The sequence below is a fragment of the Pseudoalteromonas sp. P1-26 genome, from assembly GCF_001401795.1.
Classification (GTDB): Bacteria; Pseudomonadota; Gammaproteobacteria; order Enterobacterales; family Alteromonadaceae; genus Pseudoalteromonas.
The window spans coordinates 1-25,749 of sequence record NZ_LKDX01000050.1 but is presented as its reverse complement, the minus strand read 5'-3'; the positions used below and the strand labels follow the sequence as shown (position 1 = coordinate 25,749).

Annotated in this window: 28 protein-coding genes; 17 read left to right on the top strand and 11 right to left on the bottom strand. The window is 42.1% G+C overall.

The features are described 5' to 3' along the window. Window positions 1-92: 92 nt before the first annotated feature. The 3 genes from tusA to fadB all read right to left on the bottom strand — a co-directional run bounded on the left by tusA (window position 93) and on the right by fadB (window position 3,817). On the bottom strand, window positions 93-332 hold the full coding sequence (gene tusA / locus AN394_RS18140) for a sulfurtransferase TusA (protein ID WP_054554785.1): 240 nt from the start codon (window positions 330-332) through the stop codon (window positions 93-95). Between the two features lie 153 nt (window positions 333-485). Next, window positions 486-1,652, bottom strand: coding sequence for an acetyl-CoA C-acyltransferase FadA (gene fadA, locus AN394_RS18135; RefSeq protein ID WP_054563765.1), 1,167 nt, complete (start codon window positions 1,650-1,652; stop codon window positions 486-488). Window positions 1,653-1,657: 5 nt separating this feature from the next. Further along, window positions 1,658-3,817: a fatty acid oxidation complex subunit alpha FadB gene (gene fadB / locus AN394_RS18130; protein WP_055022190.1), complete on the bottom strand. Its 2,160-nt coding sequence runs from the start codon at window positions 3,815-3,817 to the stop codon at window positions 1,658-1,660. Window positions 3,818-4,012: 195 nt separating this feature from the next. Between fadB and AN394_RS18125 the strand changes: the two genes are divergently transcribed. The 9 genes from AN394_RS18125 (at window position 4,013) to AN394_RS18085 (ending at window position 11,852) form a co-directional block, all read left to right on the top strand. Then, window positions 4,013-5,899 (top strand): transglycosylase SLT domain-containing protein, encoded by a 1,887-nt coding sequence (locus AN394_RS18125; protein WP_055022189.1) that lies wholly within the window; start codon window positions 4,013-4,015, stop codon window positions 5,897-5,899. A 93-nt stretch (window positions 5,900-5,992) separates the two neighbouring features. Next, complete coding sequence (gene pepQ / locus AN394_RS18120; protein ID WP_055022188.1) at window positions 5,993-7,315, top strand: Xaa-Pro dipeptidase; 1,323 nt, start codon at window positions 5,993-5,995, stop codon at window positions 7,313-7,315. Between the two features lie 58 nt (window positions 7,316-7,373). Further along, window positions 7,374-7,991, top strand: a complete 618-nt coding sequence (locus tag AN394_RS18115) for a YigZ family protein (RefSeq protein WP_055022187.1) — start codon at window positions 7,374-7,376, stop codon at window positions 7,989-7,991. 95 nt (window positions 7,992-8,086) lie between these two features. Then, complete coding sequence (locus AN394_RS18110; protein WP_054563770.1) at window positions 8,087-9,538, top strand: TrkH family potassium uptake protein; 1,452 nt, start codon at window positions 8,087-8,089, stop codon at window positions 9,536-9,538. Window positions 9,539-9,576: 38 nt separating this feature from the next. Next, window positions 9,577-10,233 (top strand): flagellar brake protein, encoded by a 657-nt coding sequence (locus AN394_RS18105; RefSeq protein ID WP_055022186.1) that lies wholly within the window; start codon window positions 9,577-9,579, stop codon window positions 10,231-10,233. A 468-nt stretch (window positions 10,234-10,701) separates the two neighbouring features. Beyond that, window positions 10,702-10,911, top strand: a complete 210-nt coding sequence (locus AN394_RS18100; RefSeq protein ID WP_054563772.1) for a calmodulin — start codon at window positions 10,702-10,704, stop codon at window positions 10,909-10,911. Window positions 10,912-10,978: 67 nt separating this feature from the next. Next, complete coding sequence (locus AN394_RS18095) at window positions 10,979-11,191, top strand: calmodulin (RefSeq protein WP_054554776.1); 213 nt, start codon at window positions 10,979-10,981, stop codon at window positions 11,189-11,191. A gap of 140 nt (window positions 11,192-11,331) precedes the next feature. Further along, window positions 11,332-11,547 (top strand): calmodulin, encoded by a 216-nt coding sequence (locus AN394_RS18090; RefSeq protein WP_055022185.1) that lies wholly within the window; start codon window positions 11,332-11,334, stop codon window positions 11,545-11,547. 86 nt (window positions 11,548-11,633) lie between these two features. After that, window positions 11,634-11,852, top strand: coding sequence for an EF-hand domain-containing protein (locus tag AN394_RS18085; RefSeq protein ID WP_054563774.1), 219 nt, complete (start codon window positions 11,634-11,636; stop codon window positions 11,850-11,852). Between the two features lie 81 nt (window positions 11,853-11,933). Here AN394_RS18085 and trkA read toward each other — a convergent pair whose 3' ends face one another. From trkA to def, 4 genes are read right to left on the bottom strand one after another with little or no spacing between them, the layout of a single operon-like run. After that, window positions 11,934-13,310 carry a Trk system potassium transporter TrkA gene (trkA, locus tag AN394_RS18080; RefSeq protein WP_054563775.1) on the bottom strand — a complete coding sequence of 459 codons (1,377 nt, stop codon included), beginning with the start codon at window positions 13,308-13,310 and terminating at the stop codon, window positions 11,934-11,936. 12 nt (window positions 13,311-13,322) lie between these two features. Then, complete coding sequence (gene rsmB / locus AN394_RS18075) at window positions 13,323-14,609, bottom strand: 16S rRNA (cytosine(967)-C(5))-methyltransferase RsmB (RefSeq protein ID WP_054563776.1); 1,287 nt, start codon at window positions 14,607-14,609, stop codon at window positions 13,323-13,325. Next, on the bottom strand, window positions 14,602-15,555 hold the full coding sequence (fmt, locus tag AN394_RS18070; RefSeq protein WP_055022184.1) for a methionyl-tRNA formyltransferase: 954 nt from the start codon (window positions 15,553-15,555) through the stop codon (window positions 14,602-14,604). The genes rsmB and fmt overlap by 8 nt, the downstream gene beginning before the upstream one ends. A gap of 20 nt (window positions 15,556-15,575) precedes the next feature. After that, on the bottom strand, window positions 15,576-16,085 hold the full coding sequence (def, locus tag AN394_RS18065; RefSeq protein WP_054554770.1) for a peptide deformylase: 510 nt from the start codon (window positions 16,083-16,085) through the stop codon (window positions 15,576-15,578). A gap of 118 nt (window positions 16,086-16,203) precedes the next feature. Here def and AN394_RS18060 point away from each other — a divergent pair, with 118 nt between their 5' ends. From AN394_RS18060 to hemF, 6 genes are all read left to right on the top strand, one after another. After that, the gene (locus AN394_RS18060) at window positions 16,204-17,322 is read left to right on the top strand and encodes a LysM peptidoglycan-binding domain-containing protein (protein ID WP_055022183.1); all 1,119 of its coding nucleotides are present in this window, start codon (window positions 16,204-16,206) and stop codon (window positions 17,320-17,322) included. 30 nt (window positions 17,323-17,352) lie between these two features. Next, window positions 17,353-18,450, top strand: a complete 1,098-nt coding sequence (dprA, locus tag AN394_RS18055) for a DNA-processing protein DprA (RefSeq protein WP_054563779.1) — start codon at window positions 17,353-17,355, stop codon at window positions 18,448-18,450. Continuing rightward, window positions 18,443-18,916 carry a DUF494 family protein gene (locus AN394_RS18050; RefSeq protein WP_054563780.1) on the top strand — a complete coding sequence of 158 codons (474 nt, stop codon included), beginning with the start codon at window positions 18,443-18,445 and terminating at the stop codon, window positions 18,914-18,916. Before dprA ends, AN394_RS18050 begins: the two co-directional genes overlap by 8 nt. 71 nt (window positions 18,917-18,987) lie before the next feature. Continuing rightward, window positions 18,988-19,557 (top strand): type I DNA topoisomerase, encoded by a 570-nt coding sequence (locus tag AN394_RS18045; RefSeq protein WP_054563781.1) that lies wholly within the window; start codon window positions 18,988-18,990, stop codon window positions 19,555-19,557. A gap of 34 nt (window positions 19,558-19,591) precedes the next feature. Then, window positions 19,592-20,158 (top strand): L-threonylcarbamoyladenylate synthase, encoded by a 567-nt coding sequence (locus AN394_RS18040; protein WP_055022182.1) that lies wholly within the window; start codon window positions 19,592-19,594, stop codon window positions 20,156-20,158. 2 nt (window positions 20,159-20,160) lie between these two features. Next, a complete protein-coding gene (hemF, locus tag AN394_RS18035) occupies window positions 20,161-21,111 on the top strand; it encodes an oxygen-dependent coproporphyrinogen oxidase (RefSeq protein WP_055022181.1) in 951 nt (316 codons plus the stop codon). On the opposite strand, the gene AN394_RS18030 is transcribed toward hemF, so the two are convergent. The 3 genes from AN394_RS18030 to AN394_RS18020 all read right to left on the bottom strand — a co-directional run bounded on the left by AN394_RS18030 (window position 21,108) and on the right by AN394_RS18020 (window position 23,735). After that, window positions 21,108-21,560: a hypothetical protein gene (locus AN394_RS18030; RefSeq protein WP_055022180.1), complete on the bottom strand. Its 453-nt coding sequence runs from the start codon at window positions 21,558-21,560 to the stop codon at window positions 21,108-21,110. The two genes, hemF and AN394_RS18030, sit on opposite strands and share 4 nt — an antisense overlap. A gap of 66 nt (window positions 21,561-21,626) precedes the next feature. After that, the gene (locus tag AN394_RS18025; RefSeq protein ID WP_054563785.1) at window positions 21,627-23,222 is read right to left on the bottom strand and encodes a methyl-accepting chemotaxis protein; all 1,596 of its coding nucleotides are present in this window, start codon (window positions 23,220-23,222) and stop codon (window positions 21,627-21,629) included. Between the two features lie 81 nt (window positions 23,223-23,303). Beyond that, on the bottom strand, window positions 23,304-23,735 hold the full coding sequence (locus tag AN394_RS18020) for a group II truncated hemoglobin (RefSeq protein WP_054554758.1): 432 nt from the start codon (window positions 23,733-23,735) through the stop codon (window positions 23,304-23,306). 42 nt (window positions 23,736-23,777) lie between these two features. On the opposite strand from AN394_RS18020, the gene aroE reads away from it, so the two are divergent. Together aroE and AN394_RS18010 are read left to right on the top strand one after the other, a co-directional pair. Beyond that, window positions 23,778-24,602 (top strand): shikimate dehydrogenase, encoded by an 825-nt coding sequence (aroE, locus tag AN394_RS18015; RefSeq protein ID WP_055022179.1) that lies wholly within the window; start codon window positions 23,778-23,780, stop codon window positions 24,600-24,602. Continuing rightward, on the top strand, window positions 24,599-24,853 hold the full coding sequence (locus AN394_RS18010) for a DUF1488 domain-containing protein (protein ID WP_055022178.1): 255 nt from the start codon (window positions 24,599-24,601) through the stop codon (window positions 24,851-24,853). Before aroE ends, AN394_RS18010 begins: the two co-directional genes overlap by 4 nt. On the opposite strand, the gene AN394_RS18005 is transcribed toward AN394_RS18010, so the two are convergent. Continuing rightward, entirely contained in the window at window positions 24,850-25,383 is a 534-nt protein-coding gene (locus tag AN394_RS18005) for a gamma carbonic anhydrase family protein (RefSeq protein WP_054563788.1), read from the bottom strand. The two genes, AN394_RS18010 and AN394_RS18005, sit on opposite strands and share 4 nt — an antisense overlap. Between the last annotated feature and the right edge of the window lie 366 nt (window positions 25,384-25,749).

The following is a 25,749-nucleotide window of genomic DNA, read 5'->3' as shown; positions in this document are numbered from 1 at the left end:
ACTCGAAACTCGAAACTCGAAACTCGAAACTCGAAACTCGAAACTCGAAACTCGAAACTCGAAACTCGAAACTCGAAACTCGAAACTCGTTGTTATAACCCTTTCTTCACCAAGTATCGATACGGTGCTTGTTCTACATCTTTTGCCACTAGTGTGTGATCCATAAAAGTACAAAAGCTTGGGATATCACGGGTGGTTGATGGGTCATCGGCGATGATCAGTAATGTTTCGCCATCTTTCATTTTACGTACTGCGCCACGCACCATCATAACAGGTTCTGGACAACGTAGGCCAAGTGCATCTAATTGGTGATCGGGATTATCAAAACTCATGGCTGACCTTTTAGGTGAAAGAGACGATTAATAAGCGGCTATTTTAACTTTCTATTGCTGCCAGTTTCAATAACCGAAAGCAAAGCAAATAAAAAAGGCGCACTGAGCAATTCAGTACGCCTTTTTATCACCAAGATGTTTGGTGTGAGCTCGTTATTCTACGCGCTCAAATACAGTTGCAATACCTTGGCCTAAACCAATACACATAGTTGCTAGACCGTATTTAGCGTTCTTGTCTTCCATTAGGTGAACAAGCGTTGTGCTAATACGTGAACCAGAACAACCAAGTGGGTGACCAAGTGCAATTGCACCACCATTTAGGTTAACTTTCTCATCTACCACATCCATCAGACCGAGGTCTTTTAACACTGGTAGAGATTGTGCTGCGAACGCTTCGTTAAGCTCAGCAACATCGATATCGTCGATGGTGATACCTGCTTGTTGAAGTGCTTTTTGCGAAGCTGGAACTGGGCCGTAACCCATGATTGATGGATCGCAACCTGCAACAGCCATTGATTTAATACGCGCACGAATTGGTAAACCAAGTTCTTTTGCTTTCTCTTCGCTCATTACAAGCATTGCTGACGCGCCGTCAGAAAGTGCAGAAGAAGTACCTGCCGTTACGCTACCTGATGCAGGGTTGAATACAGGGCGTAGTTGCGATAAGCCTTCAACAGTTGTCTCTGGGCGGATTACTTCATCGTCTTCAACTAAGATTAAAGAACCATCTGCATCGTGACCTTCCATTGGCAGGATTTCACGACGGAAACGACCTTCAACAGTTGCTGCGTGTGCACGTTGGTGTGAACGGTAAGCAAATTCGTCTTGTTGCTCGCGGCTAATGCCGTGCAGCGTAGCAAGGTATTCTGCAGTTAAACCCATTACGCCAGCAGCTTGTGCTACAGACGTTGATAAACCTGGGTGAAAATCATTACCGTGAGTCATAGGTACGTGACCCATGTGTTCAACACCACCAATGATGTAGGTATCACCAGCGCCAGTCATAATAGCGCGTGCTGCATCGTGTAATGCTTGCATTGATGAACCACATAAACGGTTAACTGTGACAGCTGGTACTGAGTGAGGGATACCGGCTAGTAATGATGCGTTACGAGCAATGTTAAAGCCTTGCTCTAAAGTTTGTTGTACACAGCCCCAGTAAATATCATCAATTGATGCTGGATCAACGGCTGGGTTACGGTCTAACAAACCTTTCATTAAGTGAGCACTTAAATCTTCCGCACGCTTGTTTTTGAATACGCCGTTCTTTGAACGACCCATTGGTGTGCGGATACAATCTACGATTACTGGATTATTCATGTTTCTTATCCTTCCACCTTATAGAATACACGGCCTTCTTCGGCCCACTTGCGAGTTTCATCTGATACTTGGTAAATCGCACCTAAATGAGCGTACTTGTCTGCTGTCGCAACAAAGTTCGCTAAACCAGTTTGATCTAAGTAACGGAATGCACCGCCTCTAAATGGAGGGAAACCAATGCCGTAAATTAGCGCCATGTCAGCTTCTTGTGGAGACGCTACGATACCTTCTTGTAAACAAAGTAGTACTTCGTTGATCATCGGGATCATACAACGGTCAATGATTTCTTGTTTGTCGAAATCTTTAGGTGCATCAGTGATAGCACTTAGTAACTGAGTTGCTGTTGCATCTTTTGCTTTTTTCAGGCGACCACGACGGTCTGGTGCGTACTGGTAGAAACCTGCACCATTTTTCTGACCAAAGCGTTTTTCGTTTGCAAATACAGTAACTGGGTCTTTATCTTGGCGAGCCATACGCTCAGGGAAACCGTCAGCCATTACACCTGTACAGTGGTAAGCCGTATCGATACCTACAACATCAAGAAGATATGCAGGACCCATTGGCCAACCAAATACATTTTCCATCACTTTATCAACTTTAGTGAAGTCAGCACCTTCAACAACAAGTTTGCTGAAACCTGCAAAGTAAGGGAATAGTACGCGGTTTACAAAGAAACCAGGGCAGTCGTTTACAACGATTGGTGATTTACCAAGTTTTAATGCGTAATCAACAACCGCATTAATTGTCGCTTCTGATGTTTTTTCACCACGAATGATTTCTACTAATGGCATTTTTGGCACTGGGTTAAAGAAGTGCATACCACAGAAGTTTTCTGGTTTTTCAAGTGCCGATGCTAACTCGTCAATACGAATTGTTGAGGTATTTGAAGTTAGGATAGTGCCCGCTGGTAAGTCTTTTTCAAGGCCCGCAAGAACGGCTTGCTTCACTTTAGGGTTTTCAACTACGGCTTCAACAACGATGTCTGCGCTTTGTAAGTCTGAATCGTTTAGCGTTGGCTTGATCTTGCCTAAGGTAGCAACCATCTTATCCATCGCCATATGGCCACGTTGTACTTTTTTGCCAAGTAGCTTAGATGCTTCGCCCATTCCTAAATCAAGTGCATCTTGGTTGATGTCTTTCATGATAATAGGTGTGCCTTTATAAGCAGACTGGTATGCAATACCGCCGCCCATAATACCTGCACCTAATACAGCGGCTTGTTTAATTTCAAGTTCACTGTGTTTAGCTTGCTTCTTCGCTTTACCTTTGATGTATTGGTCAGCTAAGAAAATACCTGTTTGTGCAGCAGCTTCGCTTGTTGCTGCTAATTTAGCAAAGTTAGCGTTTTCAATCGCCATTGCTTCAGCGCGTTCACAGTTTGCTGCAGCTTTGATTGTTTTTACAGCCATAACAGGTGCTGGGTAGTGACCTTTTGTCTGACCCATTACCATGCCTTCAGCCATCGCAAAGCTCATACCTTGCTCAACACGGTTCATTTTCAGTTGCTGTAATTTTACTTGTCGTTTTGCTTGCCAATCTAGCTTGCCAGCAATTGCTTGCTCAAGTGTTGCAATACTTGACTCTAAAAGTTTGTCAGCACTAACTACTGCGTCAAAAGCACCTACTTTTAGGGCATCAGCAGCGCGGTTTTCTTTTCCTGTAGTGATCCATGTCATCGCATTATCAGCGCCAATAAGGCGCGGAAGGCGAACTGTACCACCAAAACCAGGCATGATGCCTAGTTTAACTTCAGGTAGGCCAATTTTAGCGTTAGAGCTAGCAACGCGGTAATCGGTAGCAAGTGCCCACTCACATCCACCGCCAAGCGCCATGCCGTTTACAGCACTTAGCGTTGGGAAAGGTAAATCTTCAATTGCATCAAAAACGTCAGTTGCATTTTTGATCCATGCAACAAGTTCTTCTTGAGGTTTAGTGAAGGTAGGTAAAAATTCGAAAATGTCGGCACCGATAATGAAATGATCTTTATCGCTGGTGAACACCATGCCTTTGATATCTGAGTTTGTTGCCAATTCTTTTAATGCTAAAGCGCAATCTTGCAAGGTTTGCTGCGAAAGTTTATTTACTGAGCCGTCTGCACAGAACTTAAACTCGGCGATGTTGTCCTTGATGAAAGCAACTTCAAATGAATCGCTTTTATATAACATTATTATTCTCCCTAGTTTATTAACTAAGACTGGTACGATGAGTTTGCATTTCAATCAGTGTGCTTGCTTTAAAATGAAAATGCAACGAAAAATTTACTGCGCTTTATCGCGATTGGTTAAAATATAGCTGGTTTGGTGCTAAGGTGTAGGAGAAGTTTTTTGTTATTAATTCTTTAATTTTTGTTAAAGGTCATCATGAAAAAACAACTCCTTGGTTGGACAGCTGCCGCATTACTTTTTCCTTTTTTTGCAGCTGAAGCCAACGATAAACATGACGCTTTTTTAAAAGCAGAAAAAAAGGCGCGTTACGGTGATTATCAAGACATGAAAGAGGCAGCAAGTGGGCTTGATCACCCTTTGAAGCCTTATGTCGAAAAGGCTTATTGGCAACGTAATCCGAGCTTAAAACACCAGACAGAAATCGAAAACTACCTCAATGTTTACCAAAACACGCCACTAGAGTGGCCTGTACGTAAGGCATGGCTAAATTACTTAAAAAAGTACAACAAAAAAGCGGCTTATATTCGTAACTATCGCGAAACAAGCAATAACGAATTGACCTGTCCTTATTTAAGTTTTCAATTGGACTTAGGTGCGCCTGAAAAAGCCATCATGAATCAAGTTACTGATTTATGGGTGGTAGGAAAATCACAACCAAAAGAGTGCGATAAGTTGTTCTCTCTTTGGAAGAAAAAAGGTTACCAGACCGAAGAGCGGGTTTGGCAGCGCATTAGCTTGGCTGCCGAGGGGGGCTCATCAAGTTTAATCCCATACTTAAAAACACTACTGCCTCGTGCTGACCAATATTTAGCTGATTTATATCTAAAGGTACGCAAAGATCCGAGTGCTTCAGCGGGCCTTTATCGCTACAAGAGAAAATCAGCTAAAGAAGGGCAGATTGCGATTTATGGAGTTAAGCGCCTAGTATGGCGAGATAAAGACCTTGCACTGCGTGCCTGGGAAAAGCTCGAAACCATGTTCGATTATACAGACGAGCAAAAAGCGGATGTTTACTACAGCTTTGCCTTGTCGCTTGCTTCAAGTGGCCACCAACAAGCGCGCTTTTGGTTAAATAAAGTGCCTAAAGACCGTCAAACTAGAAAGTTAATGCAATGGCAACTTGGCAATATGTTAGAGAGACAAGATTGGTCTGGCATTGTGGCGTTTTTTACAGGCAAAGAAAACCTGAGCCTAGGTCAACAATATTGGTTAGCATATAGCTTAAACCAACGTGGTGAAGTCGAGCGTGCTCGTGAAATCTGGCAAACAGTAGCTAAAGAGCGTGATTATTACGGCTTTTTAGCATCTGCACGCTTAGGTATTCCGGTTAGCTTAAATAATAAAGAGATAAATATTAGTAATAAGCTAAAGCTTGAAGTGGCGAATGCTCCAGGCTTTAAGCGAGCTCGTGCTTTATATGAGCTTGAGCGCTTTACATCTGCGCGTCGTGAGTGGAATTATTTAACGGGTACATCAACCAAAGAAGAAAAGCTCGCCGCGTCTTTGCTTGCTGCTGAACTTGATTGGTACGACAGTACTATCTACACTTTGGCGCAGTTAAAAGAGTGGGACTATGTCGACTTACGTTTCCCATTTGCGTTCAAAGATGTATTTGCAACATATAGCAGTCGCAGCCATATTGATGTTGCTTGGAGCATTGCAATTTCACGCCGTGAAAGTTCTTTTGCGCCCGATGCACGTTCTCATGCCAATGCCCATGGTTTGATGCAGTTGTTACCAAGCACTGCTAAGTATATGAATAAAAGCTCTGTATCACGAAAGCAGTTATACCAGCCTCGTACTAATATTCGCCTTGGTAGTGAGTATTTGCAGTATTTGAAAAAGAAAAACCACGGCAACGAAATCCTTGCAACGGCTTCTTATAATGCGGGTTATCATCGTATTAAACGTTGGATCCCAGAGCAAGCTATGCCAGCTGAACTGTGGATTGAGTTAATTCCTTATACAGAAACACGAAACTACGTTAAGAATGTATTTGCTTACAGACAGGTATACCATACTCGATTAGGACGCGATGGCAATGTTCTAGCGCCAATTCTTGATATGTCGATGGGTGGTTAAACCCGATTTGTCACACTATCCTCCCTCAGTTGGGGGATGGTGCTGGCTATGATAGACTGCTAACAAGTTAAATTTACTAAAGATGGGTTTACTATGGATAAATTAGCGGTTTTATATGCCGAACATATTGCAACCTTGCAACAACGCACTCGAACAATTACAGAGCGTGAAGGTTTAGAAGGGTTAGTAATTCACTCAGGTCAGGCTAAACGTCAGTTTTTAGATGACATGTATTATCCGTTTAAGGTGAATCCGCAATTTAAAGCTTGGTTACCAGTGATCGACAACCCACATTGTTGGATTGTGGTTGATGGTGCATCTAAGCCGAAACTGATTTTTTATCGTCCTGTCGACTTTTGGCATAAAGTACCTGACGAACCACGTGATTTTTGGGCTGAGTATTTTGATATTGAATTATTAGTACAGCCAGATCAGGTAGAAAAACTGCTTCCTTATGATAAAGCTAAATATGCCTATATCGGTGAATACCTAGAAGTAGCGCAAGCGCTGGGCTTTAGTATTATGAACCCAGAGCCAGTTATGAACTACCTTCATTTTCATCGTGCTTATAAAACGCAGTATGAGCTTGAGTGTTTACGCCAAGCTAACCGTATCGCGGTAAATGGCCACAAAGCAGCACGTGATACGTTTTTTGCTGGTGGTTCAGAGTTTGATATTCAGCAAGCTTACCTCATGGCTACCCGCCAGAGTGAAAACGAGATGCCTTACGGCAATATCGTTGCACTAAATGAGAACTGTGCAATTTTACATTACACGCATTTTGAACCTAAAGCGCCGCAAACGCATCACTCTTTCCTTATTGACGCAGGTGCAAACTTTAATGGTTATGCTGCTGATATCACACGTACTTATGATTTTAAAAAGTCAGGTGAGTTTAGCGATTTAATTAAAGTAATGACTGAGCATCAAATCGCTTTAGGTAAAGCATTAAAACCTGGCTTGTTATACGGTGAATTGCATTTAGATTGTCACCAGCGTGTAGCGCAAGTACTAAGCGACTTTAATATTGTGAAGTTACCAGCCGCTGAAATTGTTGAGCGTGGTATTACGTCGACGTTCTTCCCGCATGGTCTTGGTCATCACCTTGGTTTACAAGTTCACGATATGGGTGGCTTCATGGCTGATGATACAGGTGCGCACCAAGCACCACCTGAAGGTCATCCGTTCCTACGTTGCACTCGCTTAATCGAAAAGAACCAAGTATTTACTATTGAACCTGGTTTATACTTTATCGACTCGTTATTAGGTGACCTTGCGCAAACTGACAACAAACAGTTTATTAACTGGGAAAAAGTTGAAGAGTTTAAGCCATTTGGCGGTATCCGTATTGAAGATAATATTATCGTTCATGAAGATAGCCTAGAAAACATGACTCGTGATCTACACTTAGATTAACGATAAAGGTTAGTGAATATCGGGGCCAATAGGCCCCATTTTTTTTAGATAAGCAATTATGTCTGAATACCAATATCCGGCTGAGCCGGTTTTTTACCAAGAAGAAATCAAAAAAAGCACCTTTATTGTGCATATTGCCCACACCCCAGATCTTGCGTCAGCAAAAGCCTTTATCAAAGAAATTCAAGATAAATACAGCGATGCTCGTCATAATTGCTGGGCACATGTTGCGGGTAACCCCGGTGGTAGTCATGTGTATGGCTTTTCTGATGATGGTGAGCCCAATGGTACAGCAGGTAAGCCAATGCTTAATGTATTAACAGGCTCTGGTATTGGTGAAATTACAGCGGTGGTAACCCGTTATTTCGGGGGCATCAAGCTTGGTACAGGTGGGCTAGTTCGCGCCTATGGCGGTAGTTTAAATAATGCCATGCGAGAGCTTAAAACCATTACCAAGGTACCGAGTGTTGAGCTGGTTGGCCAAAGTGATTACAGCGTACAAGGTGCAATTGAGCAGTTATTAAAAAATCAGTATCAGGTGCTTAATATCGAAAAACAATTTGCAGAGAACATCACATGGCAAATTGAAATCGATAGCCGTCAGGCAGAGCAAGCGATTGATGATATCCATGAATTGACTCATGGCGGAGTTAGCCTAAAAGTCAGAAAAGTTTGAAATGTAAAAATAATACATTCCGTTTACTTACAATTAAGGCTGTAAGACAATAAACTGTATTAGCTAAACATTTAATAAGAAAGCGATACGCCTAGATGCAATTTCGTACCATAATAAAAATTCTCGGCCAACTGGTGGCGTTATTTAGTATCACTATGGTGCCACCGGCACTGGTGTCTTTGATCTACAAAGACGGTGGTGGTGTGCCATTCGTTCTCGCTTTCATTTTTAGTGTTGTTATTGGTTTAGCAGCTTATTATCCAAACCGTCATGAGCATGGTGATCTTAAAGCCCGTGAAGGCTTCTTGATTGTAGTCTTGTTCTGGTTGGTACTAGGTACCTTCGCTGCGGTGCCTTTAGTGTTTTTACAAGAGCCTAATCTTTCCTTAGCTGACTCCGTATTTGAGGCCTTTTCTGGACTGACAACCACAGGGGCTACCGTACTTACGGGCATAGAATACCTACCTAAATCAGTCCTCTTTTATCGCCAGCAACTGCAATGGCTAGGTGGTATGGGGATCATCGTACTCGCAGTCGCGGTACTGCCTATGCTAGGGGTCGGTGGTATGCAGCTATACCGTGCAGAAACACCTGGTCCGGTTAAAGACTCAAAAATGACACCGCGTATTGCCGATACCGCAAAGCATCTTTGGTATATCTATGTATCGCTGACGATAGCCTGTACGCTTGCGTATTGGGCTGCAGGAATGGATTGGTTTGATGCAATCTGTCATGCTTTCTCTACGATTGCGATAGGCGGCTTCTCTACTTACGATGCATCAATGGGGCAGTTTGATAGCCCATTAATTAACTTTATTTGCGTAGTGTTTTTGCTGATCGCAGCCATTAACTTCTCGCTGCATTATGCGGCGGTAGCTTCACGCAATATTCGTGTTTATTTACGCGACCCTGAATTTAAAGTGTTCTTATTGATTCAATTAGCATTGGTCATTGTCTGTTTTACTGTGCTGTCATCAAATAATATTTATGCTGATGGTGATGAGACTCTCGATCAAGCTATGTTCCAAGCGGTATCAATGAGTACTACCGCGGGCTTTGCGACAGACAACTTCTCAGCATGGCCACTGTTCTTACCTATTTTACTTATTTTCTCAAGTTTTATTGGCGGCTGTGCCGGCTCTACCGGTGGTGGTATGAAGGTCGTGCGGGTGTTCTTACTTTACTTACAAGGTATTCGTGAGCTCAATCGTCTTGTGCATCCAAGGGCTATTTATTCAATTAAATTAGGCCGAAAAGCACTCCCAGATAAAGTTGTAGAAGCTGTTTGGGGCTTCTTCTCTGCGTATGCTTTGGTGTTTGTCATTATTATGTTGGCGCTGATGGGCACCGGCATGGATAACATCAGTGCATTCTCAGCAACAGCTGCTTGCTTAAATAACTTAGGCCCAGGTTTAGGTGAAGTCGCTGCTCATTACGGAGCGATTTCTGATACGGCAAAATGGCTACTTACTATTGCAATGGTATTTGGTCGTTTAGAAATATTCACCCTATTAGTGTTATTTACGCCAACCTTCTGGCGAGGCTAACCAAAGTAAGGTGATTATCTAGAAGTGGAGGCATTACTGTGCCAAAAACTCAAAAACAACGTAATCTTGAAAAGCTAACCTGCATCCCTGCGGGTAGTTTGGTAGATGTTGAAATTACTACACCAACCGACAGTAAACGCGTAAAAACAGAATTTATTGGTTTGATGAATGATCAGTACATCATTATCAATTACCCATCAGCAAAGCGTTTAGCAAATGGTAGTGATTTCATCAAAGATGGTGTGATGGTCGTTATACGCGCGGTACTTGAAGCGGGCGGTGGGCAAGTAATTGCTTTTCGTCAGCAAATAAGCGCCTTGGCATCCCATCCTCACCGTTTAATTTTTCTCGAGTTTCCTAAGCAAGTGCAGCTTTATAGCTTACGTAGTGAAGCACGTATTCCTACGTTATTCCCTGCAAACTTAGTCATTGCAGAGCAAAAACTGGCAGGGCTTATTAAAGATATTTCACTCACAGGCGTGCAGTTTGATCTTAATAGCAAGGAGGACTTAAGCGCTTTTAAAGGGCAAAGCTGCCAAATCACACTTAGTAAACGTGAGTTTAATGGCACAGTATGTAGCGTGCGCAAAAGAGCAGGCGGTTTTATGTTCGGTGTACAGCTTGATACGAGTGAAGATGAAATGAAAGCGTTTATGAAAGAGCACTTAATTGACCTTTCTGTGTTGGATATCTAATACCAATTCGCCATTTTGCAACAAAATGGCTATTTTCACCGATTTAGCCCTATAAATATTAAAATTAATTTATAAATAAATTTAAATAACCAATTAAATCAATATGTTATCAATTAAATTGATTTCGATTTTTTTCTTCAAGTTTTGTTGTTCAGATAGAGTTTATTTTCAAATTTCTAATTTTTCTGTTTTCTAATCCGAGTTAATCGCTATTGTCTCCATTTTAATCTTTGTAACTTATTGATTTTAAAGGTGACAAAAAACCAACCACCGAGCTTGTTGCAAAACAGCAACAAACAAATAGCGTTATTTCCCCCTAATTATCGATATTATAGTTTAATGCATTGATTTTATTGTTCTTTTTAACTTTGGCATCGAAGTTGAAATAGTCTTAGCGAACACAGAGAAAAACTGATTCAGGAACATATCCTTTATCACAGTTGAGACAACATTGAAGGAATAGTGATTATGAAAACGTTACACAAAACTTTAGCACTTGTAGCTCTTGCAACTTCATCAGCAGCGTTTGCCGCTGACTTTGACACACTGGATGTTAATGGCGATGGCGCTATCAGCAAAAGCGAAGCATCAGTAAGCGAAACGTTAATGAGCCAATTTAAAGAGCTTGATACAGACGGCAACGGTGAGCTGTCTAAACAAGAGTACTCAAAAGCTTAATTTCATTGTAAGGACACACTGAAAAGGACTTCTAACTCAAGACAACACATTTTGAAGGAATGACATTATGAACACAGTAAATAAAACACTAGCACTTATGGCACTTGTATCTTCATCAGCAGCATTTGCGATGAGTGATTTCGATACTCTAGATGTTGATGGCAATGGTGTTATCAGCCAAAGCGAAGCATCGGTAGATGCAGAGCTAATGAGCAAATTCAGTGAATTAGACACTGACGGTAACGGTGAGTTATCGAAACAAGAATTTTCAAAAGCTTAATGTGATTAAGCAAAACCAGTTTATTTAGCTGATTAGTTCTGAGCTGCCAAAGACAGCCTAAATGGATAAGGGAATCCATGACAAAGGACAACACTGGAAGTGTGATCAGCTAACACTCTTAAAATTGAAGGAATATGATTATGAAAACAGTAAACAAAACATTAGCTTTAATCGCACTTGCATCTTCTTCAGCAGCTTTTGCAGCAACTGATTTTGACACTCTAGACGTAGACGGTAACGGCGTGGTTAGCAAAAGTGAAGCAGCCGTTGACGCAAAAATTATGTCGCAGTTTAAAACATTAGACGTGAATGGCGACGGCGTTCTTACTGAAGCAGAGTTCTCTGAAGCCGAATAACTGAATTAATACGTAGTTATACCAATTTCCACTAAACAGGGATCTCAGAAACGGATTTCACTCTTTTCAAATTCAAGGTAGTTATTATGAAACAGTTAAGCACAACAATCGCAATTTTAGCACTAGCAACATCATCAGCAGCCTTTGCACAAGGCGTAAGCTTTTCAACATTCGATACCGACGGTGATGGTGTGATCAGCAAAGAAGAAGCGTCTGCAAATATGCAGCTTGAAAAGTTATTTCCAGAGCTAGATAGCGATGGTAATGGCGAACTTTCAAAAGAAGAGTTCGCTCAAATTCAATAGAATCTTTTAGAAAAGTTAGGTACTTTCACTTCAAGAGTCGTAAAGCAGCTGTCATGGCTGCTTTTTTCGTTTATAGGCTTTTTACAAGAAGATAGCGCTTACTTGGAACAGCTTTTCAACAACCGTAATGTGCTTTTTATCAATCAAGAACATGATTACATGGTCACCCGACTGAATAACTGTATCGTCATGGGCAATCAGTACATCATCGTTACGCACAATTGCACCAATGGTTGTTCCGGCTGGTAGTTTGATATCAGCAATTGCTCGGCCAACAACTTTAGAAGTATGCTCATCACCATGAGCGACAGCCTCAATGGCTTCTGCTGCGCCTTTACGTAACGAATAAACATTAACGATGTCACCACGGCGAACGTGTGTTAACAGCGCCGAGATAGTGGCTTGCTGAGGTGAAATAGCAATATCAATTTCACCGCCTTGTACTAGGTCAACATAAGCGCCACGCTGAATAAGCACCATGGTTTTTTGTGCGCCCATACGCTTTGCCAGCATCGCAGACATAATGTTTGCTTCATCGTCGTTAGTCACTGCGATGAACACATCCACTTGTTCAATATGTTCTTCAGATAGCAGCTCTTGATCAGAGGCATCGCCACAGAACACTACGGTGTTATCAAGCATTTCTGAGAGCTGTGCTGCGCGCTCTTTATTGCGCTCAAGCAGCTTCACGCTGTGGTTTTTCTCAAGTGAACGCGCAAGGCCCGCACCGATATTACCACCACCAGCAATCATGATCTTTTTGTATGAACGTTCGAGCTTTTGAAGCTCATTCATGACTGCTCGAATATGCTTTGTTGCAGCGATAAAGAACACTTCATCGTCCGCTTCGATAACGGTTGTGCCAAGCGGTTTAATCGCTTTACCTTGACGATAAATAGCCGCTACGCGGGTTTCGACATTCGGAATGTGTTCTTTCAAGGCTGAAAGTGCATAACCCACCAGCAAACCACCGTAATAGGCTTTCACCGCAACCAGCGATAACATGCCATCGGCAAATTGTAATACCTGCAAAGCACCCGGATAGTCGATTAAGCGACGAATATACTTAGTTACCAGCGCTTCAGGAGCAATGTAGTGGTCAACAGGTAAGTCGTCGTTATGAAATAGCTTTTCACGGTACTTTAAGTATTGCTCTGAGCGAATACGGGCAATTTTGGTTGGCGTGTTAAAAATACTATAAGCAACTTGGCAAGCAACCATGTTCACTTCATCTGAACTGGTTACGGCAATAATCATATCGGCGTCTTCTGCGCCTGCGCGACGCAATACATCGGGATGCGCACTGTGGCCAGTAACACCTTGTAAGTCGTACTTATCTTGTAGCTCTCGCAAACGGTTACCGTCGATATCGACAACGGTGATCTCATTTTGCTCACCAACGAGGTTTTCTGCCAGTGTGCCACCAACTTGTCCGGCACCGAGTATGATTATTTTCATAGCTTGTTCTTATTAGTGTTTTTTAACTAGCTTTGCATAATAGAAACCGTCACTTTCACCAGGCAATAATTGCAGGCCAGGTAAAGTAGGGGTGTCGTTTTCATGCAAAGGTATGTGTTCAGCACTTGGATTATTGGCAAGGAACTTGGCAACTTGTTGTTGGTTCTCTTGCGGTAATACAGAGCAGGTCGCATAAACTAACGTACCACCAGGCTTAAGTAGAGGCCAGATGCTATTTAAGATATCGCCTTGTAAATTAGCCAGATCTTCAATATCAGATGCACGACGTAACCATTTAATGTCAGGGTGACGACGGATTACGCCTGTTGCTGAACAAGGCACATCAAGCAAAATACGGTCAAATTGCTGCTCATCCCACCAGATATGCGGTTGTGAAGCATCGGCACATTGTAAATCGGCAGCTAAACCAATACGCACTAAGTTTTGTTTAACGCGTTCTAGGCGCTCGCTGTCGCTATCAAGTGCTAATACGTCGGCGTCAGCAAGCTCTAGGATATGGCACGTTTTACCACCTGGCGCTGCACACGCATCTAAAATGACATCATCATTTTGAGGATCTAAAAAGCGTGCAGCTAATTGTGCCGCTGCATCTTGAACTGAGCAGGCTCCGGTATCAAATTCTGGTAATGCGTATACATCACATGGTTTAGCTAGTTTAATACCATCAGGAAAATCAGCATTAAGGGTATGCTCAATATCATTTGCTTTAAGCATTTCGCTGTATTCTTGGGTGCTGTATTGCGCTTGGTTTACACGTAACCACATAGGTGCTTGTAGCTGATTCGCTTCAAGAATTTCTTGCCAGTTATCAGGGTAAGCTGCAGTAACTTGTTTGATAAACCAACCTGGGTGGTTAAATTTGCAAACAGGAATTTGCTTTGCTTTTTCTTCAAGCTCAACTTGTTCACGTTGGAAACTGCGTAAAATAGCGTTAATCAGGCCTTTTAAACCCAGTGCGCGCATTTGCTGAAGCGCATTAACCGTTTCGCTGATTGCTGCATGAGGCGGTACACGCATGTGTTGAAGTTGGTAAATACCCACATACAACAAGAACTGGAAAATACGGCGCTTACCTTTTAGTGGTTGATCTAAAAGTTGCTGACAATAATTTTCTAGGCTAGGTAAATAGCGCAGCACACCGTAGCAAATTTGTTGTAGTAGGGCTTTATCTTTCGGCGATAATCCTTGGCTTGCAAAAGGTAGTTCTTGATTTAGCGATGCACCTTTATCGACCACGTTATAGAGGGTTTCAGCAGCAAGTGCTCTTACATTACTCATTGCTTTGACCTAATACTGAGCCAGGTTCAACCCAATCACTGCGACCATTTAAAAAGTCAGTAACAGCCATTGGTTTTTTACCTTGTGGTTGAAGAAGGGTGATTTTAAGTGCATCTTGCCCACAGCCAACGGTAATACCTTGCTTATCAGCAGCAATGATTTTACCGGCTTGTGCAGTTTGCGATACAACTTCGGCTTGCCAAATTTTTACCGTTTGTCCTGCCATTTCAGTAAAGCAAACAGGCCATGGATTAAAGGCACGGATATTAAGCTCAATTTGCGCAGCATCCATTGACCAATCAATATTGGCTTCGTCTTTTGATAGCTTCTTGGCGTAATTTGCTTGTGCGTCATCTTGCTTTTCTGGGGTGATTTCACCTGCAGCAAGACGATTGATTGTACTAATCAGTGCATCAGGACCCAGTGCTGCTAATTTATCGTATAAAGAGCTACTGGTTTCTGTGCTATCAATCGGGCAACGGCTGATATGCAGCATATCGCCGGTATCTAAGCCTTCATCCATTTGCATTATTGTTACACCGGTTTCATTGTCACCAGCCCAAATAGCACGTTGGATCGGTGCAGCACCACGCCAGCGCGGTAAAATAGAGCCATGCACGTTTATGCAGCCTAAGCGCGGTGCATCTAAAATCGCTTTTGGTAACAGTAAGCCGTACGCCACCACAATCATAATATCGGCGTTCAGGCTGGTAAGCTCTGCAAGCGCTTCATCTGATTTTAGTGATTGCGGTTGAAATACAGGTAAATCATGAGCAAGTGCCAGTTCTTTAACTTCACTGGCTTTTAGCTTTTTACCTCGGCCCGCTGGGCGATCAGGTTGGCTATATACACCAACAACTTCGTGCTCTGAGTCAATCAGTGCTTGTAAATGGCGCGCAGCGAAATCCGGCGTACCAGCAAAAATAATGCGTAATGGTTGTGTCACAGATATTCCTATTGATTAACTTATGATTTAGCAGCCAGCTTAGCTTCTTTCTCAAGCTTTTTACGGATACGTTGGCGCTTTAAAGGCGATAGATAATCAATAAATAGGGTGCCTTTAAGGTGATCAAGCTCATGCTGAATACAAATTGCTAATAGCTCGTCAGCGTCAAGGCTGAATTCTTCACCGTTTTCATTAAGCGCTTTAACAGTAACTGTTTCTGCGCGGTCAACTTTTGCGTATGAGTAAGGAACAGATAAACAGCCTTCTTCACTCACAGTTGAACCATCTTTTTTGGTGATTTCTGGGTTGATTAACACTAACGGTTGGTCGCGCTCTTCAGATACGTCGATCACCACAATTCGCTGGTGGATATCTACTTGCGTCGCTGCTAAGCCGATACCGTTTTCGTCATACATAGTTTCAAGCATGTCTTTGACGATTTGACGAACTTCATCGTTTACTTCTGGTACTTCTTTCGCGATTGTACGTAAACGCTCATCCGGAAATCTCAAAACTTCTAACCTAGCCATAGTTACCTTTTACACTTGTGATTCATTTAGGGTATTGTATGCTCTTATTTTAGCCATTCGTGTTCACCTTTAACAGGTTTTGGTCGATAATAATCTAAAAACAACTCAAGGAAGCCAAATGAGATACCCACTAGTTGCGGCTTTGTTAGCCATTAGCTGTGCTTTTCCGGTAGCTGCTGATGTTTTAACAATTAAAAAAGATGCACCAAAACAATATGTTGTCAAAAAAGGCGATACGCTTTGGGATATCTCGGGCGTGTATCTTGATGAACCTTGGCAATGGCCTGATTTATGGCAAATGAACCCGCAAATTGCGAATCCGCATTTAATATACCCGGGTGATGCGCTCACTTTAATTTACGATAAAGACGGAAATCCTCGTTTAGTTAAAAATGCGCGTTATAAAAAACTCTCTCCAGAAGGGCGAATTACACCAAAAGGCAAGCAAGCAGTGCCGACGTTGCCTTTGGAGTTGCTGCGTCCATATTTGAGTTATGAGCAAGCGATTAGCGCCGATGTTATTGCACAAAAACCATATATTTTGGGTGCCAGTGTTAATACCAAAATGAATACTATGGGCCATACGCTTTACGTTAAAGGTGACTTAACACTTAACGAAGCTTATGGCGTATACCGTAAAGGCAATGATCTTGTTGATCCAAATACCAATGAAGTACTAGCGAATAAAGCGGAATTAGTGGCGATTGTTCGCGCATTTAGAAGCGGTGACGTAGAAAGCGGCGTACCTGCCTCAGTTAAAGTTGAACTGGTAAAACAAGAAATTAAGCCGCATGACTTTTTAATGCCGGCGATGGAAGGGCAAATGTTGCCAGCCTATTTCACTATGAAACGCCCTGAAGCAACTTTAGATGGCACTATTATCGCCGCAGCTAATGAAATGCGTGAATTTAGTACCATGGACATTGTTGTACTAAACTTAGGTTCAGACCAAGTGAAACCAGGTTTTGTACTTGATATTCAGCGTCAATCACCTGAAGTGTATGACGGCCGCAATGGTCCGCGTTACCGCGAAGATTCTAACAGTCTTGAGAAATTCATGACTGATGCAAATGATGTGTTAGGAATTGAAAGCAATGAAGACAGCAATGTATGGCACATGCCAAAGGAAAAAGTCGGTGAGTTAATGGTGTTTAAGGTATATGACAACGTTAGCTACGCATTGATTGTGAAGAATCAGCACCCGATCCGAGTTGGAGATTATGCAGTTATAAACTAACTCACAATTTGGGCGCTCTAAGGAGGGAGCATGGCACAGGTTTCAGGCAAGCTATCCCATTGGCTTGCCTTTTATTTATGTAAAGGGCTTGGAATAAAAAGCCTTATTGCATTAAGTCAAAAACAGCAACTGGATGAGCTATTTAAGCTATCTAGTTTAGAGCTTCAGCAGCTGGGCTTATCACAAAGCCAAGCCGATAACTTAGTTAATACTGACTGGCAGTTAGTAGCCCACTACCAAGAGTTAATAGCAAGACTTAAAATCAAAGTCATAAGCTACTTTGATAGCAGCTATCCGCCCTTACTCAAGCAAATAGCCAATGCACCTATCTTATTATTTTGTTTAGGTAACACAGAACTATTACTGTCACCGCAAATAGCAATTGTCGGTAGTCGTAATGCCACACCGACAGGGCTTGAAGTAGCTGCTGAGTTTGCCCATCAACTTTCTGCTGTTGGCATGACGGTGACATCAGGCATGGCTATGGGTATTGATGGTGCAGCCCATAAAGGCGCATTAGCAGGGTCAGGAAACACCATTGCCGTACTTGGTACGGGTATCGATATAGCTTATCCAAAACGCCATCGCTTACTCATTAAACAGGTTGCTGAGCGGGGCTTGTTGGTTTCTGAGTTCTTACCGGGAACGGCTGCTAATGCCGCTAATTTCCCGCGCCGAAACCGTATTATCTCTGGATTGTCATTAGGTGTATTGATTGTCGAAGCGCAAATTAAAAGTGGCTCATTGGTTACCGTACGCTATGCACTTGAGCAAAATAAAGAGGTGTTTGCCGTGCCAGGTTCAATAAAAAGCCCACTTTCAGAGGCAAGCCATTTTTTAATTAAGCAAGGCGCTAAATTGACAGAAAATATTACTGATATTCTTGATGAAGTGAGCTTTTTCTGTGAAAACAGTCTATATAGTATAGAGCAGCCTATTGCAGATGAACCCGACTGCCCAGTGTTCAAAAGTATAGGGTATGAGGTAACAAGTGTTGATCAAATAACACAGCGCAGCCAATTACCTGTAGACGAAGTACAAGCTCGGTTACTCGACCTAGAGCTCGCAGATAAAATCGAACGAGTACTAGATGGTTATATAAGACTTGGAGGACATAAACATGTTTGACATCCTCATGTATCTTTTTGAAAACTATATCCATAGTGAAGCTGAAATCTTTACTGAAGAGAACGAACTTACCGATGAGTTGGTTCGTGCTGGCTTCAATAAACCTGAAATCTACAAAGCCCTTGATTGGCTAGAGCAACTTGCTGACTTACAACAAAGCGATATCTACCCGTACCTTAATGCCCAACCACAACATGCTATGCGTATTTACACTGATAGTGAATGCCAAATGTTAAGTGTTGAGTGTCGCGGTTTTTTAATGTTTATCGAGCAAATAGGTGTAATTAACACCGTAACTCGCGAAATGGTGATAGATAGACTTTGTGCTCTAGATAAACCATTTATTTCTTTGGAAGACCTAAAGTGGGTGGTGCTAATGGTGTTATTTAATGTACCAGGGTCAGAGCAAGCTTACGCACAAATGGAAGACTTAATATTTGACGAGCCAGCTGATGTATTACACTAAGTAGACTTTGCTTGTATCTTTGTTGAGTTTGGGTATATTAGGCGAAAATTAGCCAACCCCACAGGAATCTTATGAGTAAAATCGACCATTCTCTTTTTTCTGCAGATAAACATGCGCTCGAAAAAGAGTATGAGGTTTGCCCTAAATGCGGTTCTGAATTGGTTATGCGCAACTCAAAGTCAGGGCCGTTCTTAGGCTGTGCCAGTTACCCAAAGTGTGACTTTATCCGCCCATTAGCTCATCACGATAGCCAACAAATAAAAGTACTCGAAGACAGTGCCTGCCCTGAGTGTGGTAAGCCATTAGTAATTAAAAATGGCCGCTACGGTATGTTTATTGGGTGTACTGGCTATCCTGAGTGCCACTATATTGCTCATGATGAAGAGCCTGACGATGCCCCTCAATTACCTGCTTGTCCTAAATGCAAAAAAGGCCAGTTGGTTGCGCGTAGTAATAAGTTTGGCAAAACCTTTTATTCTTGTGATGGCTATCCGCGCTGTAAATATACCCTTAACCACAAACCTGTGCCGACCGAGTGCCCGGCCTGCCAGTGGCCAATTATGACCGAAAAGAAAACTGCCTCAGGTGTTGTGTTACAATGCCCGCAGAAGTCGTGTATGCATAAGTTAGTCGAATCTTAATGCACTTGTAATTTGTTTATTTAGGAGAGTTTCTTTGTCTGATCCTGTTGCACAACCAGCCAATGCAATTGACGCTTTGCAGCAAGGCGGTGTAATCGTTTACCCAACCGAAGCTGTTTTTGGTCTTGGTTGCGATCCTGATAACCAAGCTGCGGTTGAAAAGCTTTTAGCCATCAAACAACGCCCTGTAGAAAAAGGCTTAATTTTAATTGCTGACAATTATGGCCAGTTATTAAAGTATGTAGATGATGCCAAAATCCCGATGGATAAACGAGCTGATATCTTTTCACAATGGCCAGGTGCTATCACTTGGGTGATGCCAGCAGCAAAAGAAACTCCAAAGTGGCTAACAGGCCAGTTTGATACTATTGCGGTACGTGTTACTGATCATCCAACGGTAAAAGCCCTGTGTCAGCAATTTGGTAAGCCGTTGGTGTCAACAAGTGCAAACTTAACCGGTCAAGAAACGGTAATGACTATCGCACAAGCGAAAAGCGAATTTTCAGACACGGTAGATTTTTATGTTGATGAGCCGTTAGGTGGCAACAGCCAACCAAGTGTGATCAAAGACGCAGCGACCGGTAAAGTATTTAGAGGATAAACATGCAAAGCGAGCTACTCGAACAAGTTAAAACCTATTTAATGGCCTTACAAGATACAATTTGTCAGGGTCTTGAAAGTGCCGATGGCAAAGCAAAATTTGTTGAAGATAATTGGCAGCGTGCAGAAGGCGGCGGTGGCCGTACTCGTGTTATCCAAGGTGGTAATGTCATCGAACAGGGTGGGGTAAACTACTCGCATGTATTTGGTGCTTCAATGCCAGCATCAGCAACAGCGCATCGTCCAGAGCTCGCGGGTCGTAGTTTTCATGCATGTGGTGTGTCATTAGTGATCCACCCTAATAATCCACATATTCCAACAAGCCATGCCAATGTCCGTTTCTTTATTGCCGAAAAAGAAGGCGAAGAGCCAATTTGGTGGTTTGGTGGTGGTTTTGATTTAACCCCTTATTACCCTGTTTTTGAAGACGTACAACATTGGCATCAGGTGGCTAGCGATTTATGTCAGCCATTCGGTGCTGAGGTTTACGATAAATATAAAAACTGGTGTGATGATTACTTTTATTTAAAACACCGAAGCGAAACTCGTGGTGTTGGTGGCTTGTTCTTTGATGATTTAAATGAGCTGGGCTTTGAACAAAGCTTTGCCTTTATGCAGACGGTAGGAAATGGCTATTTAGATGCTTACCTTCCTATTATTGAGCGCCGTAAAGACACGCCAACAACCGAACAGCAACGCGACTTTCAATTGTATCGTCGTGGTCGTTATGTTGAGTTTAATCTTGTTTGGGACCGCGGCACATTATTTGGCTTACAAACAGGTGGACGTACTGAATCAATTTTGATGTCGATGCCACCATTAGCTCGTTGGGAATATAACTATGTACCTGCTGCAGATAGCCCAGAAGCTAAGCTGTATCAGTACTATTTACGCCCGCAAGATTGGTTAAATAGCAAAGAATCTGATTTAGTTGCACGTCAATGGCAGCTTTAATCAAGTATTGAAACCACTCGAACCAACATTGCGTTGTCACCCTCTACGAGGGTGGCAACACTGTCACTGCTAGGCAGCTCTGCCAAGACACTAAATAGCACTTCTGCTTTTAATATTTTTAGCTTATCAGGTGTTGTATCAATAGGTGCGCTAACCTGTGTTAAGCATTGACTGATATCACAGGCATAGAAATCAAGTTTCACCTCAAAATATTCAGGGTGCTGAATAAGCTTATCAAAACCACCAACAATACTTTGTTCATACTTATCGCTTTGTGAGGTTTTATCTTGGCTGAGAAGAGATTGAGCAATCTGTTGAATATCATCACGATGTATATATTCATTAACAGTGCTTATTTGATCCGCAGATTCATTCACGCTGTGTTGATAGGTAAATAGTAACGCTGCAATAATCCCAATACAGACTAAAAGAGTTGTTAAAAATTTCATTTAAACATCCTTATTTACTATGAAATACATATAACAACTCTAGCAGTTGCACGAAAAGCGCGCAATTTAGCTTAATTTAAAGCGTCTTACTTGCTCATCAAGTGAACGAGCTAACGACAACAGCTCTTCACTGACTTTTTGGTTTTCATGGGCATCGACTAATGAGTGCTCGGCATTGTCACTAATTGCAATAACACTTTGGTTAATTTCTTCAGCCGCGAGGTTTTGCTGTTCAGTAGCATCAGCAATTTGCACGTTAAGTTGGTTTATCTCACTCATTTGTGAAGAAATATCACGTAATGCTTTAGCTACTTGCTTAACTTGCACAGCTCTTTCGTCTGCTTCTTCGCAAGAGTTATTCATGGTATTAACGGTTTGTGCCGCTTCACTTTGTAGCTTGTCGATAGTGCGGCGAATTTCGTCGGTTGAGTCATGGGTGCGGGTCGCTAAAGTACGTACTTCATCGGCTACCACAGCAAAGCCTCGGCCAGCTTCACCAGCACGAGCCGCCTCAATCGCAGCATTAAGTGCAAGTAAGTTTGTTTGTTCGGCAATGCTACTGATCACCTCGAGTACTTTACCAACATCTAACGTTTGGGTTTGCAGTTGACTTACTTGCTCGGCAGCTGCTCTAACATCTGCCGCAAGTTGATTAATACTTTGCTCAGTGTGCTCAGCAACATGTAAGCTTTGTTGTGCAAGTTGATTACTGTGCTCTGACTTTTCAGATGCAAAATGGGTGGTGTTTTTAACTTCGCTTGATGAGCTTTCTAGTTCATTGATGGCGGCAGCGACCGAATCTGTCCCTTGCTTTTGCTTTAAGATCGCTTGCTCGGTTGCATCCGCTGAGGCATAAATGCTTTCGGCAGAGTGGATCAATACCTTAGAAGAATGAGAAACTTGAGCAATATTATCTTTAAACGCACCAATCATGTGATTAAAGCTGGTGGCAAGAGAGCTAAGCTCGTCATTATTACTGTCATCTACCGTGAGGCTTAAATCTTTATTGGTGGTTGCCAAGTGCATGGTATGGCTAATGACTTTTAAGCGTTTGATGAAAATTTTTCTAAACATCACTGCTAGTAGTGAGAAAGCCGAAATGAAAATAGCCGCTAATAGTAGCGTGTTCATTAAGGTGTTTTGCGATACTTCTTGCTCAATATCAGCCAGCGAGTAACTGATTTTTACTACACCTAACACATCGCCTTCTTGTGCTTGATGGCAGCCTAAGCAGTTTGTTCCTTTATAATCACTGCGAGCAAACATAGGCTTTAGATAAGTCATCGTACTTTTTTGATTATCAATAAATAGTGCTTCAGTGCCTGTTAGTGCTTTTCGCTCAGCATCGTTAGTCGCAACTTGGTTGGCATTTCCAGGCCCATAAATTTTATTAACGATTGGACTACGTATGATATGAGCGTCTTCAATATTAGGGTGGCTTCTTAATTTAGTACTTAGAATTTCACGATTAGCCATAGTGCCTGTCAGCATCATGGTATTAATAGAATCAAAGTAATTATCGGCAAGCAGTTTTATGTTACTTTCAACGGTATCTCTTGCTAATTCATGTTGTTGCTGGGCACTACTAAATATACTGGCAAATAATACCAATACGCCTGTTAGTGCTAACAAAGCATAAATTTTAAATTGGATAGACTTCATTCGACGACGCTTTTTCTAAATTAAGGAAAATTTATTATCTTTATTTAGAAAAAGCGTACATTGATATAGCGCAAAGCTTAGTTAGTTTTGATTGATCATATGGCTGGCGAGTTGCGATAACGACTGTCTTAACCCTTCGCGAAGTAGTGGGTTATCAATCTCGATATCAAGCGTTTTATTCATACAATGCATCCATTGGTCACGTAGGTCTTGATCAATAGGGAAAGGCATGTGACGCTTTCTTAGCATTGGGTGACCATATTTTTCAACGAATAGGTCAGGGCCGCCCAGCCAGCCAGATAAAAACTCAAAGAAGACTTGGCGAATTCTATCTAAAGGCTGCGGATGCATATCATATAATGGTTTGGCGTATTCATCTGTGGCCATTATGTCGTAAAATCGATTTGCAATTGCTCGAGCTCCTGCTTCACCGCCAATAATTTCGTAAGGTGTTTTTTCTGGGGTAGGTGTTTCAGGCGTTGGTTTCGATTTAGAAAAAAGTCGTTTAATCATAATATTAATAAAAGCTCTACAGGGCGAAGAGGTTGCTTCACTATGGACAAATACGCGGTTTTTGGAAATCCAATAAAACATTCGAAATCACCCGCAATACACGCACAATTTGCTGCATCATTAAACGAGCAAATACAATACAGCGCCATTTTAGCACCAACAGATGCATTTGAAAAAACTGTCGCTGAGTTTTTCGCTGCTGGTGGTAAAGGGGCTAATGTCACTTTGCCGTTTAAAGAGCAAGCGTTTGCTATGGTCGATGAACTAACAGAGCAAGCGAAAATTGCCGGAGCCGTAAATACTATTAAACAGCTTGAAGATGGCAGCCTACTGGGTGATAACACCGATGGTGTAGGACTTGTTAAAGATCTTTTAGCTAATAATGTCACCTTAAAAGGGCAGCGAGTTCTTCTTATTGGCGCCGGTGGTGCAGCGCGAGGTGTCATTCAGCCATTATTGAATGAGCATATCGAAAGCTTAACAATAGCCAACCGTACCGCCGAAAAAGCAAAGGCGCTAGCGAGTCATTTTAATGGTGAAATAGATGTACAGGGCTTTGCTTTAAATGATATCCCAGCAAACAACTATGATGTGGTGATTAATTCAACCTCAAGTAGTGTAACTGGAGACCTGCCGGGTATAGCTGAAGACCATGTTGCTACGTGTCAGTGCGCTTACGATATGTTTTACGCTAATGACGATACCGCATTTATTAGTTGGGTTAAGTCGATTAACACAACATGTTTAACACTCGATGGTTGTGGCATGCTAGTTGGCCAAGCAGCACAAGCTTATTTTGTATGGCGCAATAAAATGCCAGAAATTATTCCCGTTGTTATCGCGCTTAAAGCAGGAGAAATTGCGTGAATCAAGCTATTCAATTTATAGACAGACTCGAATTTAAGCCTGAAGAAAAGCAGTTGGTATTCTTCGCACAAGTAAGTGGCTTGATGGTGGAGTGTGTTATTAATACCAGCAAGTATGATTTTGCAGATCAAAGCAGTGCAGTAAATTACTTTGAATCTTATCGTTTCGATTACGAAGAACTCGCCGAGCAACTGATCGAAGATGAGCAGTATAACTCGGCAGGACAAATTGAATTAACCGAAGTGTTTTAGCCCTCAGCTAAGTATTCATCTTTAAGCTGAACATAATTATCAGCAGAGATTTTTAAAAAGGCGCGCTCTTGCTCTGTTAAAGGGCGAGCCTGTTTAACAGGGCTTCCTACATAGAGGTAACCAGACTCTAAACGCTTGTTAGGTGGTACCAGTGAACCACCACCAATGATCACATCATCTTCAACAATTGCGTTATCCATTACTATTGCGCCCATACCAACAAGTATACGATTACCAAGTTGGCAGCCGTGTAGCATAACTTTATGACCAACAGTGACATCATCACCAATAATAAGAGGGTAGCCGTCGGGGTTTGACTTAGAGGCACGAGTTAAATGTAAAACACTGCCATCTTGAATGTTCGTACGTTCACCAATACGTATATAGTTAACATCACCTCGCGCAGCAACAAGAGGCCAAACACTTGAATCTTTACCAAGCGTAATATCACCCACTAAAACCGATGACTCATCAATATAAACACTATTATCGTATGTCGGAGTGATCCCTTTATAAGAACGGATAGTCATAAATTCACCTTTTAATTTTAAAATGCGCTCAGTCTAGTGTAACAGCGAAGCAAATAAATACACCAAAACAGGCCTAAATTGACTGCAAAACACCCAGTTTCAGGGCGTTTAGTTCAAAAGCTGAGCGAACAGTACGTTTTTTTAAATTTTATTGAAAAAAGTGCTTGCGTAAAAAATCCATCTCCCTATAATGCGACCCCACTGACACGGCAGGCAGCAACGAAAGGCGCTGAACAACGTAGCAGAGAGTTAAGTGAAACTTCGGTTTCAAATAATTGAAAGAAAGTTTGAAATTAAGTGTTGACTCGAAAAATTAAGGATGTATTATACGCATCCCTAGCGACAACGTCGCAATGTTCTTTAACA